A 17,050-nucleotide genomic window follows, 5' to 3' on the forward strand; every position below is an offset into this window, starting at 1 on the left:
CCTGTGCTAAATCCGGATGCACCGGCAGAGATCAGTTCGGCTTGCGATAGCCGCCGGCAATCCAGCGTTCGGCGCTGTCGATGCTCAGCTTGTAATTCGGCGCAGTCTGCGCCTTGGCCAGCAGTTCGCCCATTTCATCCCAGGCCTTCAGTTCGGCATAGGGAAAATCGTCGTCGGGCACGATGTCCAGCGTCACCTTGATGCTGCCGTCGTCGCTGTCGACGGTGACTTCCTTGTGCAGTTGCGCGTGCAACTGCTGCTCGCTGCGGCGGCGAAACTCAGAGGCAGTCTTGACCAGCGTATTGAAGGCCGGCTTGTCCATCGGCTTGGGGTTCTTCTTGTCGCGGCCCATGGTCCAGGGGCCGATCAGCGTTGGCTCGCGCTCGCCTTCGCGCGTCATTTCCACCGCCCAGCCGTCGTCGTCATCGTTCTTGATGATGCGCGCAGTCCAGCCTTCATCGCGCCACAGGCGTGGTTCATGGATGACATTCTCATCGGCTGGATCGGTATCGGAAGCGTGGGAGTCGAGGTCGGACATACGGGGCAGGGGCAGGCCAAAGTTGCATCGAAGTCCGACATGATAGTGGAATATGTGCATCGACGCTGCCTTATCGCAAGCGCCGCGCCCTCGGGCGCCTGCGTCAGCAGGGCGCGCTGCATAAGGATATGCAGATATATTCGTGGCGAGCGGCCGGCGCGCGGAACAGAATCTTCGGATATCTTCGATCGATTCTCTTTTTCTGGAGCCTGTTGCATGAGCCGAGATCTGCTGTTGTTGCTGGAACATGGATTTGCCGATCCCAAATACCCGGGCGAACGCTTCGTCTGTCCTGATTGCATTCCGATTGAAGGCTTGCTGGCCGGCGAGCCCGACAAGCTCAAGTCGCTGGACATCCGCCGCCTGCCGTTTCCACGGCCGCGCGCCGACGTGGTGGCGCTGCTCGATGCCGATCATCAGGGCCTGCCGGTTCTGATTCTGGGCGACGATCAGCCGATTCCCGATGATGTCGAGCGGCTGGGCGACAAACGCTTCGTGACCGACACCCGCCGTATTCTCGAATTGCTGGCGCAACGTCACGGCTTCGCCAGGCCGCATTGATGGACGAAGTCAGGCCGGGCCTGGCGTCCTCACTTCCTTGTCGATCCGTACATTTCCATTCGACCTCGCTACAGCCCTTGCGGCAGCGGTGAGGTCTGGCCTCCCCAAAAAAGGAATTCATCATGAGCGATGCCCTGACGCCGGCGCCTCGTCTGCATCTGAACGTCAATATTCTGCATTCCGGTTTCATTCCCTCTGCCTGGCGCCTGCCCGATGCCGATCCGCAGGCCTTCATCGACGTCCAGCACTATGTGCGGGTGGCGCAGATTGCCGAGGCGGCCAAGCTCGACGCGGTGTTCCTGGCCGACAACGCCTCCATCGTCGAACAGATCGATTTCCGACCGATCACTGCGCTGGAGCCGACCGTGCTGCTGGCCTGCGTGGCGGCCGCCACCAGCCGCATCGGACTGATCGCGACCGCCTCCACCAGCTATAACGAGCCTTACAACATCGCGCGCCGTTTTGCCACGCTCGACCACGTCAGCGGCGGTCGCGCCGGCTGGAATGTGGTGACCACGGCAGACCCCGGCTCGGCGCGCAATTTCGGTTTGGAGGGCACGCCGGATCATGGCCAGCGCTATGCGCGCGCCGGCGAATTCACCGAAGTGGTCAAGGCGCTGTGGGACAGCTGGGAAGACGACGCCGTGATCGGCGACAAACAGGCCGGCCGCTTCATCGATCCGGGCAAGGTGCAGCCGATTGCGCATCGTGGCCCTCATTTCAAGGTACAGGGGCCGCTCAACCTGCCGCGCACGCCGCAAGGCTACCCGGTGCTGGTGCAGGCCGGCGGTTCGGGCGACGGTCGCGATCTGGCGGCGCGTCATGCCGAAGCGGTGTTCTCGGCATCGCAGTCGCTGGACGAGTCGCAAGCCTATAGACAGGATCTGCACGCACGGGCGGCAGCTTATGGGCGCGGCCCGCAGGCGATAAAAGTGCTGCCAGGACTGGCCACCATCATCGGCGCTACCGAAGCCGAGGCGCTGCGCCGGCGCGATCAGCTGATCGACATGATTCCGTGGAGCTACAGCCTCAATCGTCTGGCCGGCACGCTAGGTATTGCGCCGGATCGTCTGCGACTGGATGATCGTCTGCCCGAGGACATCGCCTTGCCGGCCGGCGGCAACGGCAACCACACTTTCTTCAAGGCCACGCTGGCGCTGGCAAAACGGCACGGTCACAGCGTGCGCGAGCTGATCCGTGCGCTGTCCGGCGGCGGCGGACATCGTGTCATCGTCGGCACGCCGGAGCAGGTGGCCGACGACATCGAGCGCTGGTTCAGGGCCGGCGCCGCCGACGGTTTCAATCTGATGCCGGATGCCTTGCCCGATGGCTTGCAGGCCTTCACCGAAGGCGTGGTGCCCATCCTGCAGCAGCGCGGACTGTTTCGTCGCGAATATGAAGGCACAACCCTGCGCGAGCATCTGGGACTGGCGCGGCCGGCCGGACGCCATAGTGCTCAAGCCAGGGCCATCGCTGCATGAGATGTTGCGGCTGAGTGCGGTGGTAAAACAGAAAAGGCCGTCGCTGAACACGACGGCCTTTTGATTTATTGCAGCGCGCTTCAGCGCCGATGATCCAGCCGGCGCGACAAGCGCTCACCGCATAGCTGAATGATGGAGACCAGCGCGATCAGAATGACGATGACTTCGAACATCACACGCGTCTCGTAACGCTCGTAACCGTAGCGGATCGCCAGATCGCCGAGACCGCCGGCGCCGACCGCGCCGGCCATGGCCGAGGCATTGATCATGGCGATCAGACTCACCGTCATGCCGCCGACGATGCCCGGCAGCGCCTCCGGCAACAGCACATGGCGCACGATGTGCCAGCGCCGGCAGCCCATGGCACGCGCCGCTTCCACCAGGCCGGGATCGACATCGTTCAGGCTGACCTGGGCGATGCGCGCATAGAACGGAATCAGATTGACCGTCAGCGGCACCACCGCAGCCCAGGTGCCCAGCGTGGTGCCGACCACCAGCCGGGTAAACGGCAGCAGCGCCACCAGCATGATGATGAAGGGCACGGCGCGGAAGATGTTGACCGTGATCGACAGGCTGCGATGCAGGCGCGGTTTCGGATACAGACTGTTGCTGGCGGTAATGGTCAGGATCACGGCCAGCACCAGCCCGGTCGAAATCGCGATGAGAGCCGAGGCGCTGACCATCAGCAAGGTCTGGTAGAGCGCCTGAACGTATTTATAAAACGGGGGCAGGGACATAGCCGAGTACCTCGATGAAATCTGCGCCGGCAAGTCCTTGCGCTTTGGCCGCATGCCAGCTGGCGGCGGGAAGGGAGAGCAGCAGGCTGCCTTGCGCGTGGCCGCGAATGCGATCCAGCCCGCCATGAATCAGGGTGGCCTGCGGCCCCAGCAAGGCCAGCTCCTGCAGGCTGACGCCTTGCGGTCGCTGCGCGCCGCCGTAGTGCAGACTCAGTATCGCGAGGCCCGGACGGCCTTGCAGATCATCCACCAGCTGGGCCGCCAGATCGGGCGGCAGGCCATGCATCAAGGGCCGCAGCAGGGCGCGCGTGGCTTCCGCCTGCGGATCGCCTAACACCTTCCACACCTCGCCCTGTTCGACGATGGCGCCCTGATCGAGCACCAGCACGCGATCGCAGATTTCGCGGATCACCGCCATGTCGTGCGTGATCAGCACCACCGTCAGGCCCATCTTGCTGCTGACGTCGCGCAGCAGGCTGAGGATGGATTGGGTCGATTCCGGATCGAGCGCCGAGGTGGCTTCGTCGCACAGCAACACGTCCGGCTCGTGCACCAGCGCGCGGGCGATGCCGACGCGCTGTTTCTGTCCGCCCGACAATTTGGCCGGATAGACCTCCGCCTTGTCGCGCAGGCCGACCAGATCCAGCAGGGCGTCGACGCGCGAGCGGATTTGCTCCGGCGCCACGCCGGCCACGCGCAAGGGCAGGCCGACGTTGTCGCGCACGGTCTTGGCCGAGAGCAGATTGAAGTGCTGGAAGATCATGCCGATGCGGCGTCGCAGGCCGACCAGCGCGTCCTCATCCAGCTCGCCGACGCGCAGGCCGTCAATCGATACGCTGCCGGCATCGGGCCTCTCCAGCGCATTGATGGTGCGCAACAGCGTAGATTTGCCGGCGCCGCTGCGGCCGATGATGCCGAAGATTTCGCCGCGCTGTACCGTGAACGAAACATCGCGCAGCGCCTGTACCGGGCCGGAGGCCGCCTTGTACTGCTTGGCGATGTGCTCGAAGATCAGATGCGGCGCTGCTTCGGCTTCAGCTTGGGAAGGGCCGCCGCGTACGGCGTCGATCTGTGCCTGGCGCTGTGCAAAGTCAGGTCCGGATGAAAGCGGGGCTGCCGTCGACGTCGGCGCATAGGCGGCAAACTCCGCTTCGGGATATTTCATCGCCGTGCTGACCGCGCGCCAGGCCGCATCGCGTGCGGCTGACAATAGCGTCAGACTCAAAATACCGGCACCACGGAGCCGCCGTATTGCTTCTCGATGAACTGACGGACTTCGGCGGACTGGAAGGATTTGATCAGCGGTGCGACCCAGGCCGCGTTCTTGTCCTGGTCGCGCACCACGATGACGTTGACGTAGGGATTGTGGTCGCGCTTCTCGACCGCGATACCGTCGCGCGTCGCCACCAGTCCGGCCTGATAGGCGAAGGTGTTGATGATGGCGGCGGTATCGACATCTTCCAGTGAACGCGCCAGCACCACTGACGCGCCCTCGATCAGATTGATCTTCTTCTTGTAGCCGGTGATGTCGTTCAGCGTGGCCGTGCCGGTGTAAGGATCGAAGCCGTCACGCAGGGTGATCAGGCCGGCATCGCGCAGCACCACCAAGGCCCGGGTCTGATTGCTGGGATCATTGGGGATCGCGACCTTGGCGCCGTCCGGCAGATCCTTGAGCGATTTGTATTTCTTCGAATAGAAGGCGATCGGCGAAATATAGGTATTGCCGACAATGCTCAGCTTGTAGCCGCGCTGCTTGATCTGATCGCGCAGGAAGGGAATGTGCTGGAAGGCATTGGCATCCAGATCGCCATTGTTGAGTGCTTCGTTGGGGCTGGCAGAACCGCTGATGACCACCGATTCGATCCTGAGCCCGTTCTTCTTCGCCACCTCGCTCACCACTTCCCACACTTGCTCATCAATGCCGCCGCGCACGCCTACGCGCAAGACTTTAGGATCGGCGGCATGCGCCACGCCGATGATGGAAAACAGGCCGGCCGCCAGAATGGCGCGCACGCGAAAGCGGTATTTGTGTTGCATGAATTCTCCCTTGAGTCTTGTTGAATGGTCTTGAATGGTCTTGAATGTTCCGGGGTCAGCGGGAAGCGCTGAGCGTGGCGGTGCGAGCAGTCTCAGCCGCGCTGGTCTTGCTGAAGTAGTCGGGGAGACGGAAGCCGTCGTAGAAACGATCTGCGCGTATCGCATTCTGGAAAGTCTCGGAGCGATAGGCCTCGACGATGTCGCGCGCATACTGGTCGCCCTGACGCGGCTTCTTCACCACCAGCACATTGATGTAAGGCGGCGTCATGTCTTCCAGAATGAAGGCGTCCGATAACTTGAGTTTGGCGAAGATGGCGAAGTTGCCCTGGATCGCAGCGTAATCGGCATCATCCAGCGCGCGCGGGCCTTGGGCGTTTTCCAGCAGCACCAGTTTCAGGCCGACCTTGTTTTCAATCACATCGAGCTCGGTGACATCGACCGGATTGGCGTTTTCCTTGATCCTGATCCAGCCCAGGCGTTGCAGGATCCACAGCGCACGCTGCAGATTGACCGGATCGTTGGGCACGGCAACGGTGAAGCCCTTTTTCAGGTTCTTGATATCGCGATGCTTTTTCGAATACAGGCCCATGGGCGGCGTCGGCACTTCGACGATACCGACCAGATCGGTCTTGTTGCGCTCGTTGTACGACTTGAGAAAGACGCTGTGCTGCATCACGTTGGCATCGATGTCGCCCTTGAATACGGCGCTGTTGGCTTCCAGCCCGGTGCTGAATTCGTAATACTTGATCTTGTAGCCTTTTTTCTCCAGTACCGGCTGCACGCCGATCTTGAATTCATCGATGTAAGGGCCGGGCACGAAGCCCACCTTCAGCTCCGGCTTCTGCGGTTCGGCCGCGACATTGGCAGCATTGAGGGCGATGCAGCCCCACGCGAGTATCGAGATTATTTTCGCCAGCCGGATGCGCATGAGCAGCTTCACTTTCGCTATATGAGTGTGGATTCAATAAACGGAGCCGGATGACGGCGCCGCACCTGCATGAAACGCGGGATTCAAAGTGTAGAGAGCGCGGGCCGGCAATCAAACGAATGAATTCGTATGTGCATATCTGAACTTTGCGTGAAGAGGAGGGGCGCCGGAAGCCGCTGCCACTGGGGCTTCAGCGATGATGGTGCGGGCGGGCGCGAGGGATCAGCCGGTCTTTTCAGACTGACTGATCAGAGGTGAAAATGGAGAGGGATGACAGTGAGATCAAGGCGCATCCGCAATGGACCATGCCTTAACTGATCGCTTGCTCGCTGCCCTCAGGCGAGTCTCAGATGTAAGCGTTTCCGAAGCGTTCGGACGACGGCGTGCCATTCAGGTGGAAGGCGCCGATGGCGGCCTCGCGCAGGATGGCCGGGTTGTGCGAAGCCAGCGTGCGCGCATTGCGCCAGTGACGATCGAGCCGGCGTTTGTCGCTGGTGGCCGAAGCGCCGCCGACCTCAAACAGCAGGGTGGTCGCTTCCAGCACCTGGCCGATGATGACCTGCTGCGCCTGGAAGGTCCTGATGTCGAGCGCGACGTAGTCCTCGCTGCGCACCTCGCCGCGCTTGCGCGCCTGATGCACTTCTTCGAGATCGCTGGCGATGGACTTGACCAGCTGCTCGGTCGACCACGTCAGGCTGGCGAGGCGACCCACCACGCGATGCACCAGCGGATTGTCGCGCGGGCTGGATTGCCCCGGAACGCCGAAGGTGCGCGTGCGGCCCTGCGTGAACTCCACCGCATCGCGCTGTACGGCGCGGGCAATGCCGGCCAGCGTTGCCAGATGAATGGTCTGATAGAAGGCCGTGATCAAGGTGTCGCGGCGCGGCTCCGACACCTTGTAACGATCCAGAATCTGATCCTGATGCACCAGCACATTGTCGAAACGCGTGGTGCCGCTGCCAGTCAGGCGCTGACCGAAACCGTCCCAGTCATCGATGCGCGACACGCCGGGCGTATCGCTCCTGAGTAACACGTTGAGATCGGTCTCGCGGTCATGCGCGCGTGCCAGAATCCAGTCGGCGTAGAGGGTGCCGGTTGAATAATATTTTTCGCCGTTCAGGCGCAGATGCCGGGGCTGCGAGTCCGGCGTCACGGTCACGCTGTTGTCGGTGCTGCCGGTACGTTCGGACGCCGCTGCACCGAAGGTCTCGCCCTTGCCGATCACGCTGAGCCAATGGCGCGTGCGCTCATCGTCCTTGCGCTCCAGCAGCAGCTCGGTAAAGCCGGCATTCACGCGCAGGATCTGCGGCAGATTGGACTCCGCCTCGGCCAGCCGGATCAGCAATGCAAAGAACTGCGGCAGGCTGACGCCGCTGCCGCCCAGTTCGGCAGGAACGCGCAGGGCCGTGAAGCCGCTGTCCTTCAGCCATTGCACCGCTTCATACGGCAATTCGCGATTGCTTTCGCGGACTATGCTGCCTTCGGCAATGCGCGCGAACACGCCTTCGAAACGTTTGAACAAGTCGTCGGATACTGCCTGGCTGGAAGCTTGAGTCATGGTTACCTTTGGTCGAATAAGGGCGGTGCACCTGCGTGTGAGCGGCATGCCGGGAAGAGAATTATCTGGCAGCGCATGCGCATTGCTAAGGAAGATAAACAGATATCCATATGATGCCTTGTTCACTGCTCAGGAAATCCGGCGTGATGCCTTATCTCAATGGGCAGAGCCTGGAGCTGAGGCATGCGCAGGCCGCTTCAGACCCAGATGCTCACGCAAGGTGCTGCCTGCATATTCATTGCGGAACAGGCCGCGGCGGCGCAGCTCGGGCAGAACCAGCGTAATGAAATCCGTTAGTCCTGACGCATGGGTGGGCGACATGATGTTGAAGCCGTCGGCGGCGCCATCCTTGAACCAGGATTCGAGCAGGTCGGCGATGTCCTTCGGCGTACCGACCACCTGCTGATGGCCGCGCGCGCCGGCGATGCGCAGATAGGTCTGGCGGATCGACAAACCTTCGCGGCGCGCCAGATCGATCATCAGTTGCTGACGGCTTTTGGCGCCGTTGGTCGGCGGCAGTTCGGGCAGCGGACCATCGACCGGGTAGGGCGAGAGGTCAAAGCTGACCATCTGCGACAGCAGCGCCACGCCCACCACCGGATGAATCAGCTCCTGCAGATACCGGAACTTCTCCTCCGCCTCGGCGCGCGTCGCGGCGACCACCGGGAAGATGCCCGGCATGATCCTGAGCTCATCCGGCTGGCGGCCGTAGGCCAGCGCGCGTTGCTTGATGTCGCTGTAGAAATGGCGCGCTTCGGCCAAGGTCTGGTGCGCCACGAAGATCACTTCGGCGGTGCGTGCGGCCAGATCCTTGCCGGTTTCCGACGCGCCGGCCTGTACCACCACCGGCCTGCCTTGCGGCGAGCGCGAGACATTGAGCGGGCCGCGCACCGAGAAGTGCTTGCCCTTGTGGTTCAGCACATGCAGTTTCTCCGGATGAAAATACAGACCGCTTTCCTTGTCGCGCACGAAGGCGTCGTCTTCCCAGCTGTCCCACAGCCCGGTCACGACCTGATGGAATTCGGCCGCGCGTTCATAGCGCAGGCTGTGATCGACGTGTTCGCTCAGATTGAAATTTTCCGCCTCGCCATCGCCGCTCGAGGTCACCAGATTCCAGCCCGCACGGCCGCCGCTGATCTGGTCGAGCGAAGCGAACTTGCGCGCAATATTGAAGGGCTCGTTGAACGTGGTGGAAGCGGTCGCGATCAGACCGATGCGTTCAGTGACGGCAGCCAGCGCCGACAGCAGCGTCAGCGGTTCAAACTGATCCGAACGCGCGGTGCGCGAGAGCGACGCCAGATTGCGGCTGCGCACGCCAGAGGAATCCGAGATGAAGACGGCGTCGAACCTGGCGGCTTCAGCCTGTTGCGCCAGCTTGACGTAGTGGCGGAAGTTGCTGCCGGCATCGGCCTGCGCTTCAGGATGGCGCCAGGCGGCAATGTGATGCCCGGTCTGCATGAGGAAGGCGCCGAGAGAAAATTGGGTGCGGGGAGCGGTCATGTTTGTTGTTTGATATCAAGAGAGCGGACTTGGCAGCCTGAAGCCAGGGCCATGTTGAAGTGCCGGTTCAGAACGGATGCGTCGCATCGCGCATGATGGAGAAGTGCAGGGCGGAGCGAGCTGAACGGATGCAGATGAAGCCGCGAAGAGCGCGAAGTCTGCCGAGGATGCGGAGCGGAGGAGCGCTGCAAGAGCGATCCGCGGAGCCCAGTTCTATCTGAAAAGTGGCTCCGCGTTGGTGAATCGACTCTGGCCTCTACTTTGCGTCAGAGAGGAAAATTTCTCCAATCATATTTGGCGATATCGATATGCGCTTCCTGACTGTGCCGACTCCGTCTGCAGCATCAGGCGCCGGCGAGCGCCTGATCCAGATCGGCGATCAGGTCGTCGATGTGCTCGATGCCGATCGACAAGCGCACCGTATCTTCAGTGACGCCGGCCTTGAGCAGCTCGGCCGGCGACAGCTGCCGGTGGGTGGTCGAGGCCGGATGCGTCGCCAGCGATTTGGCGTCGCCGATGTTGACCAGACGCGTGAACAGTTGCAGGGCATCCTGAAATCTGGCGCCGCCTGTCAGTCCGTTTTCGACACCGAAGGTCAGAATGCCGGAGGCCTTGCCGCCCAGATATTTCTGCGCCAGCGCGTGATCGGGATGATCTTCCAGGCCGGCGTAGTTGACCCACTTCACTTTCGCATGCTGCTTCAGATAACGGGCGATGGCGAGCGCGTTGGAGGTGATGCGGTCGAGGCGCAGCGCTAGTGTTTCTATGCCCTGCAGGATCAGGAAACTGTTGAACGGCGACAGCGCGGCGCCGGTATTGCGCAAGGGCACGACGCGTGCGCGGCCGATGTAGGCGGCTTCGCCCAGCGCTTCGGTATACACCACGCCGTGATAGCTGACGTCCGGCTCATTGAGGCGTTTGAAGCGTTCCTTGTGTTGGGCCCAGGGGAATTTGCCGGAGTCGACAATCGCGCCGCCGAGGCTGGTGCCGTGTCCACCCAGATATTTGGTGAGCGAATGCACCACGATGTCGGCGCCGTGCTCTATCGGCCGCAGCAAGTAAGGTGTGGCCACCGTGTTGTCGACGATCAGCGGCACGCCGTGGCGGTGCGCGATGGCGGCGATTGCCGCGATATCGGTGACGTTGCCGAGCGGATTGCCTATCGATTCGATGAAGACGGCCTTGGTGCGCGCATCGAAATGCTGGTCGAAGCTGACCGGATCGCGCGGATCGGCGAAGCGTGTTTCGATCCCGAACTGCGGCAGCGTGTGTGCAAACAGATTGTAGGTGCCGCCATACAAGGTGGAGGCGGAGATGATGTTGTCGCCGGCTTCGGCGATGGTCTGGATCGCATAGGTGACAGCCGCCTGTCCGGAGGCCACCGCCAGCGCAGCGATGCCGCCTTCCAGCGCCGCGATACGCTTCTCCAGCACATCCTGGGTCGGGTTCATGATGCGTGAATAGATATTGCCCTGCACCTTCAGGTCGAACAGATCGGCGCCATGCTGGGTATCGTCAAAAGCAAATGCCACGGTCTGGTAGATAGGCACTGCCGCCGCTTTGGTGGTCGGATCCGGCGAATAGCCGGCGTGCACGGACAGCGTTTCGAATTTCCATTCAAGGGATTGGGACATGGCGGCCACTTTTTCATATTAAAAAAATGACTTTAATTAGCCGGCCTGCGCGCGAGAAGGAATGAATTCCAATATCGATATGCGTTTTGCGCCGTCCGCTGTCAGCTGGCCGATGTCAGTCATTTGCTAGCGGGCCGGCCGCCGTCGAATCTCGGCGGGCAGCTTGGACCACGGCAGTGCGGCAGGATCGAGCAGGAAGGCGCCGGGAGCGGCGCAGATCAGAATCTCGCTGGCCAGCGGCGCGAAGTCGGCGCGGAAGTGGACGGTGCTTTTGACGGCGATGATGGCTTGTTCCGCCGGTTCGATGCCGATGAAGCGCAGCAGCGCGAGATCGAGCAGTTGCACCGCCTTGGAAATCACCACCACGCGCACGCCGCCGATGGCGAGGCAGGCGCTGGGGCCCAGCGTCAGGTGGTAGCCGCTGAAGACGCTGCCGCTTGCCACCACCTCGCCGGCATGCAGCCGCTCCACCCGAAATTCAGCGTCGAAAGGCGTATCGCCTGCGATGCCTGATTTTCCGCCCAGCGACAAGCGCAGCGTGCTTCCTTCACCTGCTTCATGTGCGCGTCGCGCGGCGTGCGGATCGACCAGCAAGCCCAGCACGGCGCTCCGGGCGCTGCCGGCCACCAGGGCTTTCAGCAGCGCAGTGGTGTCGGCGCTGCCGCCGGCGCCGGGATTGTCCTGCGCATCGGCGATGACCACCGGGCCGCCTTTGCTGGTCACAAGCGCGATGGCGCGATCGACCGCTGCATCGGCATTCAGTATCTCGCCGCTGAAGGCTGCCTCAGCCGCGTTGAACGCCTCCAGCAGCGCGTGCGCCGCCAGCTCGGCAGCCGGCTGTGAATCCGCATAGGCCCACACCGATGGGCCGCACTTTTCTACATCGGCCGCAGGAAAGCCCATGGCCAGCGAGACGCTGAGTGCGCCATCCGATTCCAGCCGCTGTTGCAGCGCGTACAAGTCCTTCGCGGGAGCGGTATCGGTGCATTGCCAGCACATGGGGATGAGGTAGGGCACTCGCCGCCAGGCGCCATGGGTAGCTGCCGCTCGTGCGGTTCCGGTCGGCAGCTGCTGCAGCCAGTCGAAGGCGCGGGCACCGGTGGCGGCCATGTCGACGTGCGGATAGGTGCAATAGGCGATCAGCATGTCGGCGCTGTCGAACATCAGCGGCGATACATTGGCATGCAGATCGAGGCTGGCGACCAATGGAGTCTCCTCACCGATGACAGCGCGGACCCGTCGCAGGATTTCGCCGTCGGCGTCGTCAAAGCCTTCAGCCGCCATGGCGCCATGCAGGTCGAGATAGACCGCGTCAGCCTGGGCCGCGGCGATGGCGTCGATCAGCATGCCGGTGATGCGCTCGAAGGCATCGCGCGTGACGCGTCCGGAAGGGCCGGCGGCGCACCACACGGTTGGCAACAGGACGGGCGATGAGCGCTGGTCCGGACCGTTCTGCCGTGAACGCAAGGCGGCATCGATGAAACCTGCAATCGGAATATTGCGGGGTGCACCCGGCAGGTTCGGCGTCATTTCGGATAGCAGCGCCTCATCTTGCAGCAGAGCGGGCCAGGTATCGGCCAAGGCAAAGTCTTGCCAGGTGGTCGGCGTGGCGGAGAAGGTATTGGTCTCGTGCTGAAAACCGCCGATAGCGATGCGCATAGATGCTCTCTTGATAACAGATGAGGCGAAGATCGCCTCCGATTGTTTTAATTCGCCGAACCCTAGCAGAGCGAGGAACGAAACCGCAAAGTAGAATGTCGCATAAGCAAATTCGAATTAATTCGTTTTTCTTCTGAGTCCTACATCCTAGAATCAAAATCTTTGCCTGCAAATTTGGCGCGTAAATTTGCTGCCGCACTTTGCCGGTGCGTCAGCTTGATTACAGCCTGAATAGGCAGGCATGCATCGGGAGTATCTGCTTTGAATTCCGTCTCTTCGACTGGCGCACGCATAGGTATCGACGTCGGAGGCACTTTCACCGACTTCGTTCTGTACCATCCTCAACACCGCCAGCTGGCCTATCACAAAGAGCCGAGCACACCCGCCGATCCGGCGCTGGCGGTGCGCAACGGCCTGGCGTCGCTGATCGCCCAATGCGGCCTGGCGCCGTCCGACATCGCTGTTTTACTGCACGGTACCACCATCGGCCTGAACGCCATCATTCAACGTCGCGGCGCACGCGTCGGCCTGGTGGTCACTGAAGGCTTTCGCGACGTGCTGGAAATCGGCCGCGCGCGCATGCCTTCCTCCTTCGATTTTCATGCGACCCGCGAAGAGCCGTTTCTGCCGCGCGAGCGCGTGCTGGAAATCGGCGCGCGCTTCAATCGCGATGGCGTCGCCACGCGCTGGCCGCAGGCTGAGGAAATCACGCAGGTCGCGCAGCAGGTCGCCGCGCTCGATGTCGATGCGGTGGTGGTGATGCTGATCAACGGCTATCTGCAACCGGAGCGCGAGGCCGAGCTGGCCGGCGCGATACAGGCGGCCGTGCAGAGTGGTGTCGACGGCAATGTGCCGGTCGCGATTCTGTCGGCAGCGCAGACCTGGCCCGAAATTCGCGAATACGAGCGCACCGTGGTGGCCTCGCTCAATGCCTATATACAACCGCTGATGCTGCGCTACTTTCAGCGCCTGGAGCAACTCGCGGCCGAGCTGGGCGTCAAGGCGCCGATACTGGTGACGGCATCCAACGGCGGTTCGCTGTCGCTCAAGGCGGCGCTGGCGCGACCCATCGATACCGTATTGTCGGGCCCGGCTTCCGGCGTGGTGGCGGCGGCGCGGCTGGCGGTGGAATCCGACACGGCGCGCATCGTCACCTTCGACATGGGCGGCACCAGCAGCGACATCGCAGTGTCGCAGCACGGCCAGGCCGAAATGGTCACGCGCACCGAGATCGGCGGTCTGCCGCTGGTGTTGCCGGTGGTCGGCGTCTCCGCCATCGGCGCCGGCGGCGGTTCCAAAATTCGTGTGGATGAACACGGTGTGCTCAAGGTCGGCCCGGAAAGCGCCGGCGCCGATCCCGGTCCGGCCGCGTATGGCCGCGGCGGCACCAGCGCCACCATTACCGATTGCTATCTCGCCACCGGCGTGCTGGATGCGAATGCCTTCGTCGGCGGCGCCATGACCCTGTATCCCGAACGGGCGCAGGCGGCACTGGAAAGCGTGGCCGCGGCACTGGGCGACAGCGGCGCCGATGCACCGATACGTGCAGCCTCCGGCGCGCTGGCGATTGCCACCGCGCAGATGGCGTCCGAATTACGCAAGAGTCTGGCCCAGCGCGGCCTCGATCCGGCCGAGTTCGCCCTGGTGCCGTTCGGCGGCGCCGGACCGACGCACGCCAACTGGCTGGCGGAAGAGGCCGGTCTGAAGCAAGTGTTGATCCCGCTCAAGCCCGGCACTTTCTGTGCACTGGGTGCCGCCACGGCCGATCTGCGCCGTGACTTCGTGCGCAGTCTGCGCGTCACGCTGGACGATGCCGCCGCCGCCGATGTCGGTCGCATCTGGAGCGAACTCGACACCCTGGCGCACGAGTGGCTGCAACAGCAGGGCGTGGGCGGCACCGGCCAAACTTCGCTACGGCCGGCGCTGGACATGCGTTACGCCGGCCAGGCCTATGAGCTCAATGTCGCGATTCAGCATCCTCTGCCATCGCCGCTCACTGCCGAATTTCTGGTGGAAGCCTTCCATCTCGAACATGAACGCCTGTACGGCTTCCGCGACGAGCAGGCGCCGGTCGATGTGTCGACCATCCGCCTCGCCATCGTCGGCCATCTGGTCACCGCCGCCAGTGCGCCGCGCTTTGTCGGCAGCGGCAAGCCCGAGCCGCACAGCGTGCGCAAAGTATTCTTGCGCGGCGGCTGGCACGATGCGCAGATCTTCACGCGCGACAGTCTGGGCGCGGGCGACGTGCTGAACGGCCCGGCCGTGATCGAACAGCAAGACACCACGATTCTGGTCTTGCCGGGCTGGCAGGCGCGTACCGATGCGCTGGGCAATCTGCATCTCGACCCGATGAGCAGCGCGGCCACCCGGCCGACTGAACCGCAAGGAGTGCAAGCATGAAACTCGATCCGATCAGCCTGGAAATTCTGGGCAACAAACTGACCTCGATCGCCGAGGAAATGTGCCTGACCCTGCAACGCACCGGCCGTACGCTGTATGTGAAGGAAACCGCCGATTTCTGCTGCGCGCTGGCCGGTCTGGACGGCAAGTTCTTCGCCTATCCGCGCGCGCTGGGCGTGTCCGGCTTTGTCGGTCTGGACTGCTCGACCGCGATTGCGGCGGTCGGCGAGCTGGCGCCGGGCGACGTCATCCTGACCAACGATCCTTACCGCTCGGGCGGTCTGGCGACGCACTTGCCGGACTTGCAGGTGATCGAGCCTTACTTTCATGAAGGCCGCATCGTGGCCTATGGCTGGGGCTTTCTGCATGCCTCCGACGTCGGCGGCAAGGTACCGAGCAGCATCTCGCCGACCAATCATGAAATCTATCAGGAGGGCTTGCAGATCCCGCCGGTGAAGATCATGCGGGCAGGGCAGCTGAACCAGGACGTGGCCCTGCTGTTCCGCGCCAACAGCCGAACGCCGGACGCCAACATGGGCGATCTCAAGGCCATGCTGGGCGCGCTGGCGACCGGCCGTGAGCGCGTGATGCAGACCTTGCTGCAGCATGGTGCTTCTGCGTTTCTGGATGCCCAGCTGGATCTGGTCGAATATGCCGCGTTGCGCGCCCGTGCGGTGCTGGCGCAGGTGCCGGCCGGTACCTATCGCTTTACCGATTACCTCGATGACGAAGCCGGTGCGGGCCTGCCGGTGCGCATCGCGCTGGCGGTCACGGTCGGCGACGGCAACATCCTGCTCGACTTCACGGGCAGCGATCCTCAGGTGGCGGCCGCCATCAATATTCCCAGTCACGGTTTGCCGCATGCCTGGCTGACGCTGCGCATTCTGGCGCTGATCGCCACGCTTGATAAAACGGTGCCGATCAATGCCGGGCTGCTGGCGCCGGTATCGGTGATCGCGCCCCAGGGCAGTCTGGTCAATCCCTTGCCGGGCGCCGCAGTCGGCGTGCGTCATGCCGCCGCAGTGCGCGTCAACGATGCACTCAACGGCGTGCTGGGCCAGGCCTTGCCGGACTACATGCCGGCCGCCAGCGGCGGCACCATCATTCCGGTGGTGGTGGCCGAACCGGCGCGTCATGGCCACGGCCAGAACGTGCAGGTGGTGGAGCCCATGGTCGGCGGCACCGGCGGTCGGCGCGGACGCGACGGCGCCGATGGCCGCGACAGCAGCATTTCCAATCTCTCCAATAATCCGGTCGAAACCGTCGAAGCCGAAACCGGCGTCGAGATCGTGCATTACGGTCTGCGCAGCGACTCTGCCGGCGCCGGTCAATGGCGCGGCGGCAATGGTCAGGAAATCCGTTTCCGCATCTTGCAGGACGACAGTTTCGTCCTGGCGCGCGGCATGGAGCGTCTGCGCTTCCGTCCCTGGGGCGCGCATGGCGGCGGGCCTGGTGCGCCGGCCCGGCTGGTCTTGCATCGCGCCGGTGAAGCGCCGCGCGAACTGGGCAAGATCGATCTGCTGCCGGTGGTGGCCGGCGATGAAATCGCCATCCAGACACCGGGCGGCGGCGGCTGGGGCAACCCGCTGGAGCGGGATCCGGCGGCTGTGCTGACCGATGCTTTGCGCGGTTTGTTGTCGGTCGATGCGGCGCGCCGCGATTACGGTGTGGCGCTGGTCGCGGCAGAAGGTGTGCAGGCCTTGCGGGTGGATGATGCGGTGACGCAGAAATTGCGTGCCCAGCCTGTTGCGCTCAGTCGCTTCGGCCCGGAACGCGATGCCTGGGACAGAGTTTTTCCGCCGGCTTTGCTCGATCAGTTGAGTACGGTGCTGTTCGCCATGCCGGCCGCGGCACGCACGCGTCGCCGCCGTCAGGTGTTTGCCGCCGCGCTGGTGGAGCTGCCGCAAAACTTCCCGCAGCAGGCGGCCAGCGAACAGCAACTGGCACGCGCCGCGACCTGTTTTGCCGAAGCCATTCCGCACGCGCCGGCGAGCGCGTCCTGAACCAATTCAGATGA

General features: G+C 63.2%; 13 protein-coding genes. 4 read left to right on the plus strand and 9 right to left on the minus strand.

Features of this window, described 5'->3' with window-relative positions; translation table 11 throughout:
* Positions 1-31 precede the first annotated feature (31 nt).
* Positions 32-538: a hypothetical protein gene (locus tag PQR62_RS13650; protein WP_408158489.1), complete on the minus strand. Its 507-nt coding sequence runs from the start codon at positions 536-538 to the stop codon at positions 32-34.
* 216 nt (positions 539-754) lie between these two features.
* Here PQR62_RS13650 and PQR62_RS13655 point away from each other — a divergent pair, with 216 nt between their 5' ends.
* Positions 755-1,099 (plus strand): DUF3088 domain-containing protein, encoded by a 345-nt coding sequence (locus tag PQR62_RS13655; protein WP_408158490.1) that lies wholly within the window; start codon positions 755-757, stop codon positions 1,097-1,099.
* 122 nt (positions 1,100-1,221) lie between these two features.
* Entirely contained in the window at positions 1,222-2,580 is a 1,359-nt protein-coding gene (locus PQR62_RS13660) for an LLM class flavin-dependent oxidoreductase (protein ID WP_408158491.1), read from the plus strand.
* 80 nt (positions 2,581-2,660) lie between these two features.
* Here PQR62_RS13660 and PQR62_RS13665 read toward each other — a convergent pair whose 3' ends face one another.
* The 8 genes from PQR62_RS13665 to PQR62_RS13700 form a co-directional block, all read right to left on the minus strand.
* Positions 2,661-3,317 (minus strand): methionine ABC transporter permease, encoded by a 657-nt coding sequence (locus PQR62_RS13665; protein ID WP_408158492.1) that lies wholly within the window; start codon positions 3,315-3,317, stop codon positions 2,661-2,663.
* Positions 3,295-4,542: a methionine ABC transporter ATP-binding protein gene (locus PQR62_RS13670; protein WP_408158493.1), complete on the minus strand. Its 1,248-nt coding sequence runs from the start codon at positions 4,540-4,542 to the stop codon at positions 3,295-3,297. Before PQR62_RS13670 ends, PQR62_RS13665 begins: the two co-directional genes overlap by 23 nt.
* Positions 4,539-5,354, minus strand: coding sequence for a MetQ/NlpA family ABC transporter substrate-binding protein (locus PQR62_RS13675; RefSeq protein WP_408158494.1), 816 nt, complete (start codon positions 5,352-5,354; stop codon positions 4,539-4,541). Before PQR62_RS13675 ends, PQR62_RS13670 begins: the two co-directional genes overlap by 4 nt.
* A gap of 55 nt (positions 5,355-5,409) precedes the next feature.
* A complete protein-coding gene (locus PQR62_RS13680; protein ID WP_408158495.1) occupies positions 5,410-6,282 on the minus strand; it encodes a MetQ/NlpA family ABC transporter substrate-binding protein in 873 nt (290 codons plus the stop codon).
* 346 nt (positions 6,283-6,628) lie between these two features.
* The gene (locus tag PQR62_RS13685) at positions 6,629-7,888 is read right to left on the minus strand and encodes an acyl-CoA dehydrogenase family protein (RefSeq protein WP_408158496.1); all 1,260 of its coding nucleotides are present in this window, start codon (positions 7,886-7,888) and stop codon (positions 6,629-6,631) included.
* Positions 7,889-7,996: 108 nt separating this feature from the next.
* Complete coding sequence (locus PQR62_RS13690; protein ID WP_408158497.1) at positions 7,997-9,340, minus strand: LLM class flavin-dependent oxidoreductase; 1,344 nt, start codon at positions 9,338-9,340, stop codon at positions 7,997-7,999.
* A gap of 344 nt (positions 9,341-9,684) precedes the next feature.
* Positions 9,685-10,974 carry an O-acetylhomoserine aminocarboxypropyltransferase/cysteine synthase family protein gene (locus PQR62_RS13695; RefSeq protein ID WP_408158498.1) on the minus strand — a complete coding sequence of 430 codons (1,290 nt, stop codon included), beginning with the start codon at positions 10,972-10,974 and terminating at the stop codon, positions 9,685-9,687.
* Positions 10,975-11,100: 126 nt separating this feature from the next.
* Complete coding sequence (locus PQR62_RS13700; RefSeq protein WP_408158499.1) at positions 11,101-12,633, minus strand: M81 family metallopeptidase; 1,533 nt, start codon at positions 12,631-12,633, stop codon at positions 11,101-11,103.
* A 261-nt stretch (positions 12,634-12,894) separates the two neighbouring features.
* Between PQR62_RS13700 and PQR62_RS13705 the strand changes: the two genes are divergently transcribed.
* Together PQR62_RS13705 and PQR62_RS13710 are read left to right on the plus strand one after the other, a co-directional pair.
* Complete coding sequence (locus PQR62_RS13705; protein WP_408158500.1) at positions 12,895-15,033, plus strand: hydantoinase/oxoprolinase family protein; 2,139 nt, start codon at positions 12,895-12,897, stop codon at positions 15,031-15,033.
* Positions 15,030-17,036: a hydantoinase B/oxoprolinase family protein gene (locus PQR62_RS13710; RefSeq protein ID WP_408158501.1), complete on the plus strand. Its 2,007-nt coding sequence runs from the start codon at positions 15,030-15,032 to the stop codon at positions 17,034-17,036. Before PQR62_RS13705 ends, PQR62_RS13710 begins: the two co-directional genes overlap by 4 nt.
* The last annotated feature ends 14 nt before the right edge of the window (positions 17,037-17,050 follow it).

This window comes from Herbaspirillum lusitanum (assembly GCF_046025995.1).
Lineage (GTDB): Bacteria > Pseudomonadota > Gammaproteobacteria > Burkholderiales > Burkholderiaceae_D > Herbaspirillum > Herbaspirillum lusitanum_A.

Excerpts from the sequence above, each read along its gene's own strand:
- PQR62_RS13700 (WP_408158499.1), bottom strand. The coding sequence starts at position 12,633 with ATGCGCATCGCTATCGGCGGTTTTCAGCACGAGACCAATACCTTCTCC.
- PQR62_RS13690 (WP_408158497.1), bottom strand. The coding sequence starts at position 9,340 with ATGACCGCTCCCCGCACCCAATTTTCTCTCGGCGCCTTCCTCATGCAG.
- PQR62_RS13710 (WP_408158501.1), top strand. The coding sequence starts at position 15,030 with ATGAAACTCGATCCGATCAGCCTGGAAATTCTGGGCAACAAACTGACC.
- PQR62_RS13680 (WP_408158495.1), bottom strand. The coding sequence starts at position 6,282 with ATGCGCATCCGGCTGGCGAAAATAATCTCGATACTCGCGTGGGGCTGC.
- PQR62_RS13695 (WP_408158498.1), bottom strand. The coding sequence starts at position 10,974 with ATGTCCCAATCCCTTGAATGGAAATTCGAAACGCTGTCCGTGCACGCC.
- PQR62_RS13650 (WP_408158489.1), bottom strand. The coding sequence starts at position 538 with ATGTCCGACCTCGACTCCCACGCTTCCGATACCGATCCAGCCGATGAG.
- PQR62_RS13665 (WP_408158492.1), bottom strand. The coding sequence starts at position 3,317 with ATGTCCCTGCCCCCGTTTTATAAATACGTTCAGGCGCTCTACCAGACC.
- PQR62_RS13675 (WP_408158494.1), bottom strand. The coding sequence starts at position 5,354 with ATGCAACACAAATACCGCTTTCGCGTGCGCGCCATTCTGGCGGCCGGC.
- PQR62_RS13655 (WP_408158490.1), top strand. The coding sequence starts at position 755 with ATGAGCCGAGATCTGCTGTTGTTGCTGGAACATGGATTTGCCGATCCC.
- PQR62_RS13660 (WP_408158491.1), top strand. The coding sequence starts at position 1,222 with ATGAGCGATGCCCTGACGCCGGCGCCTCGTCTGCATCTGAACGTCAAT.
- PQR62_RS13685 (WP_408158496.1), bottom strand. The coding sequence starts at position 7,888 with ATGCCGCTCACACGCAGGTGCACCGCCCTTATTCGACCAAAGGTAACC.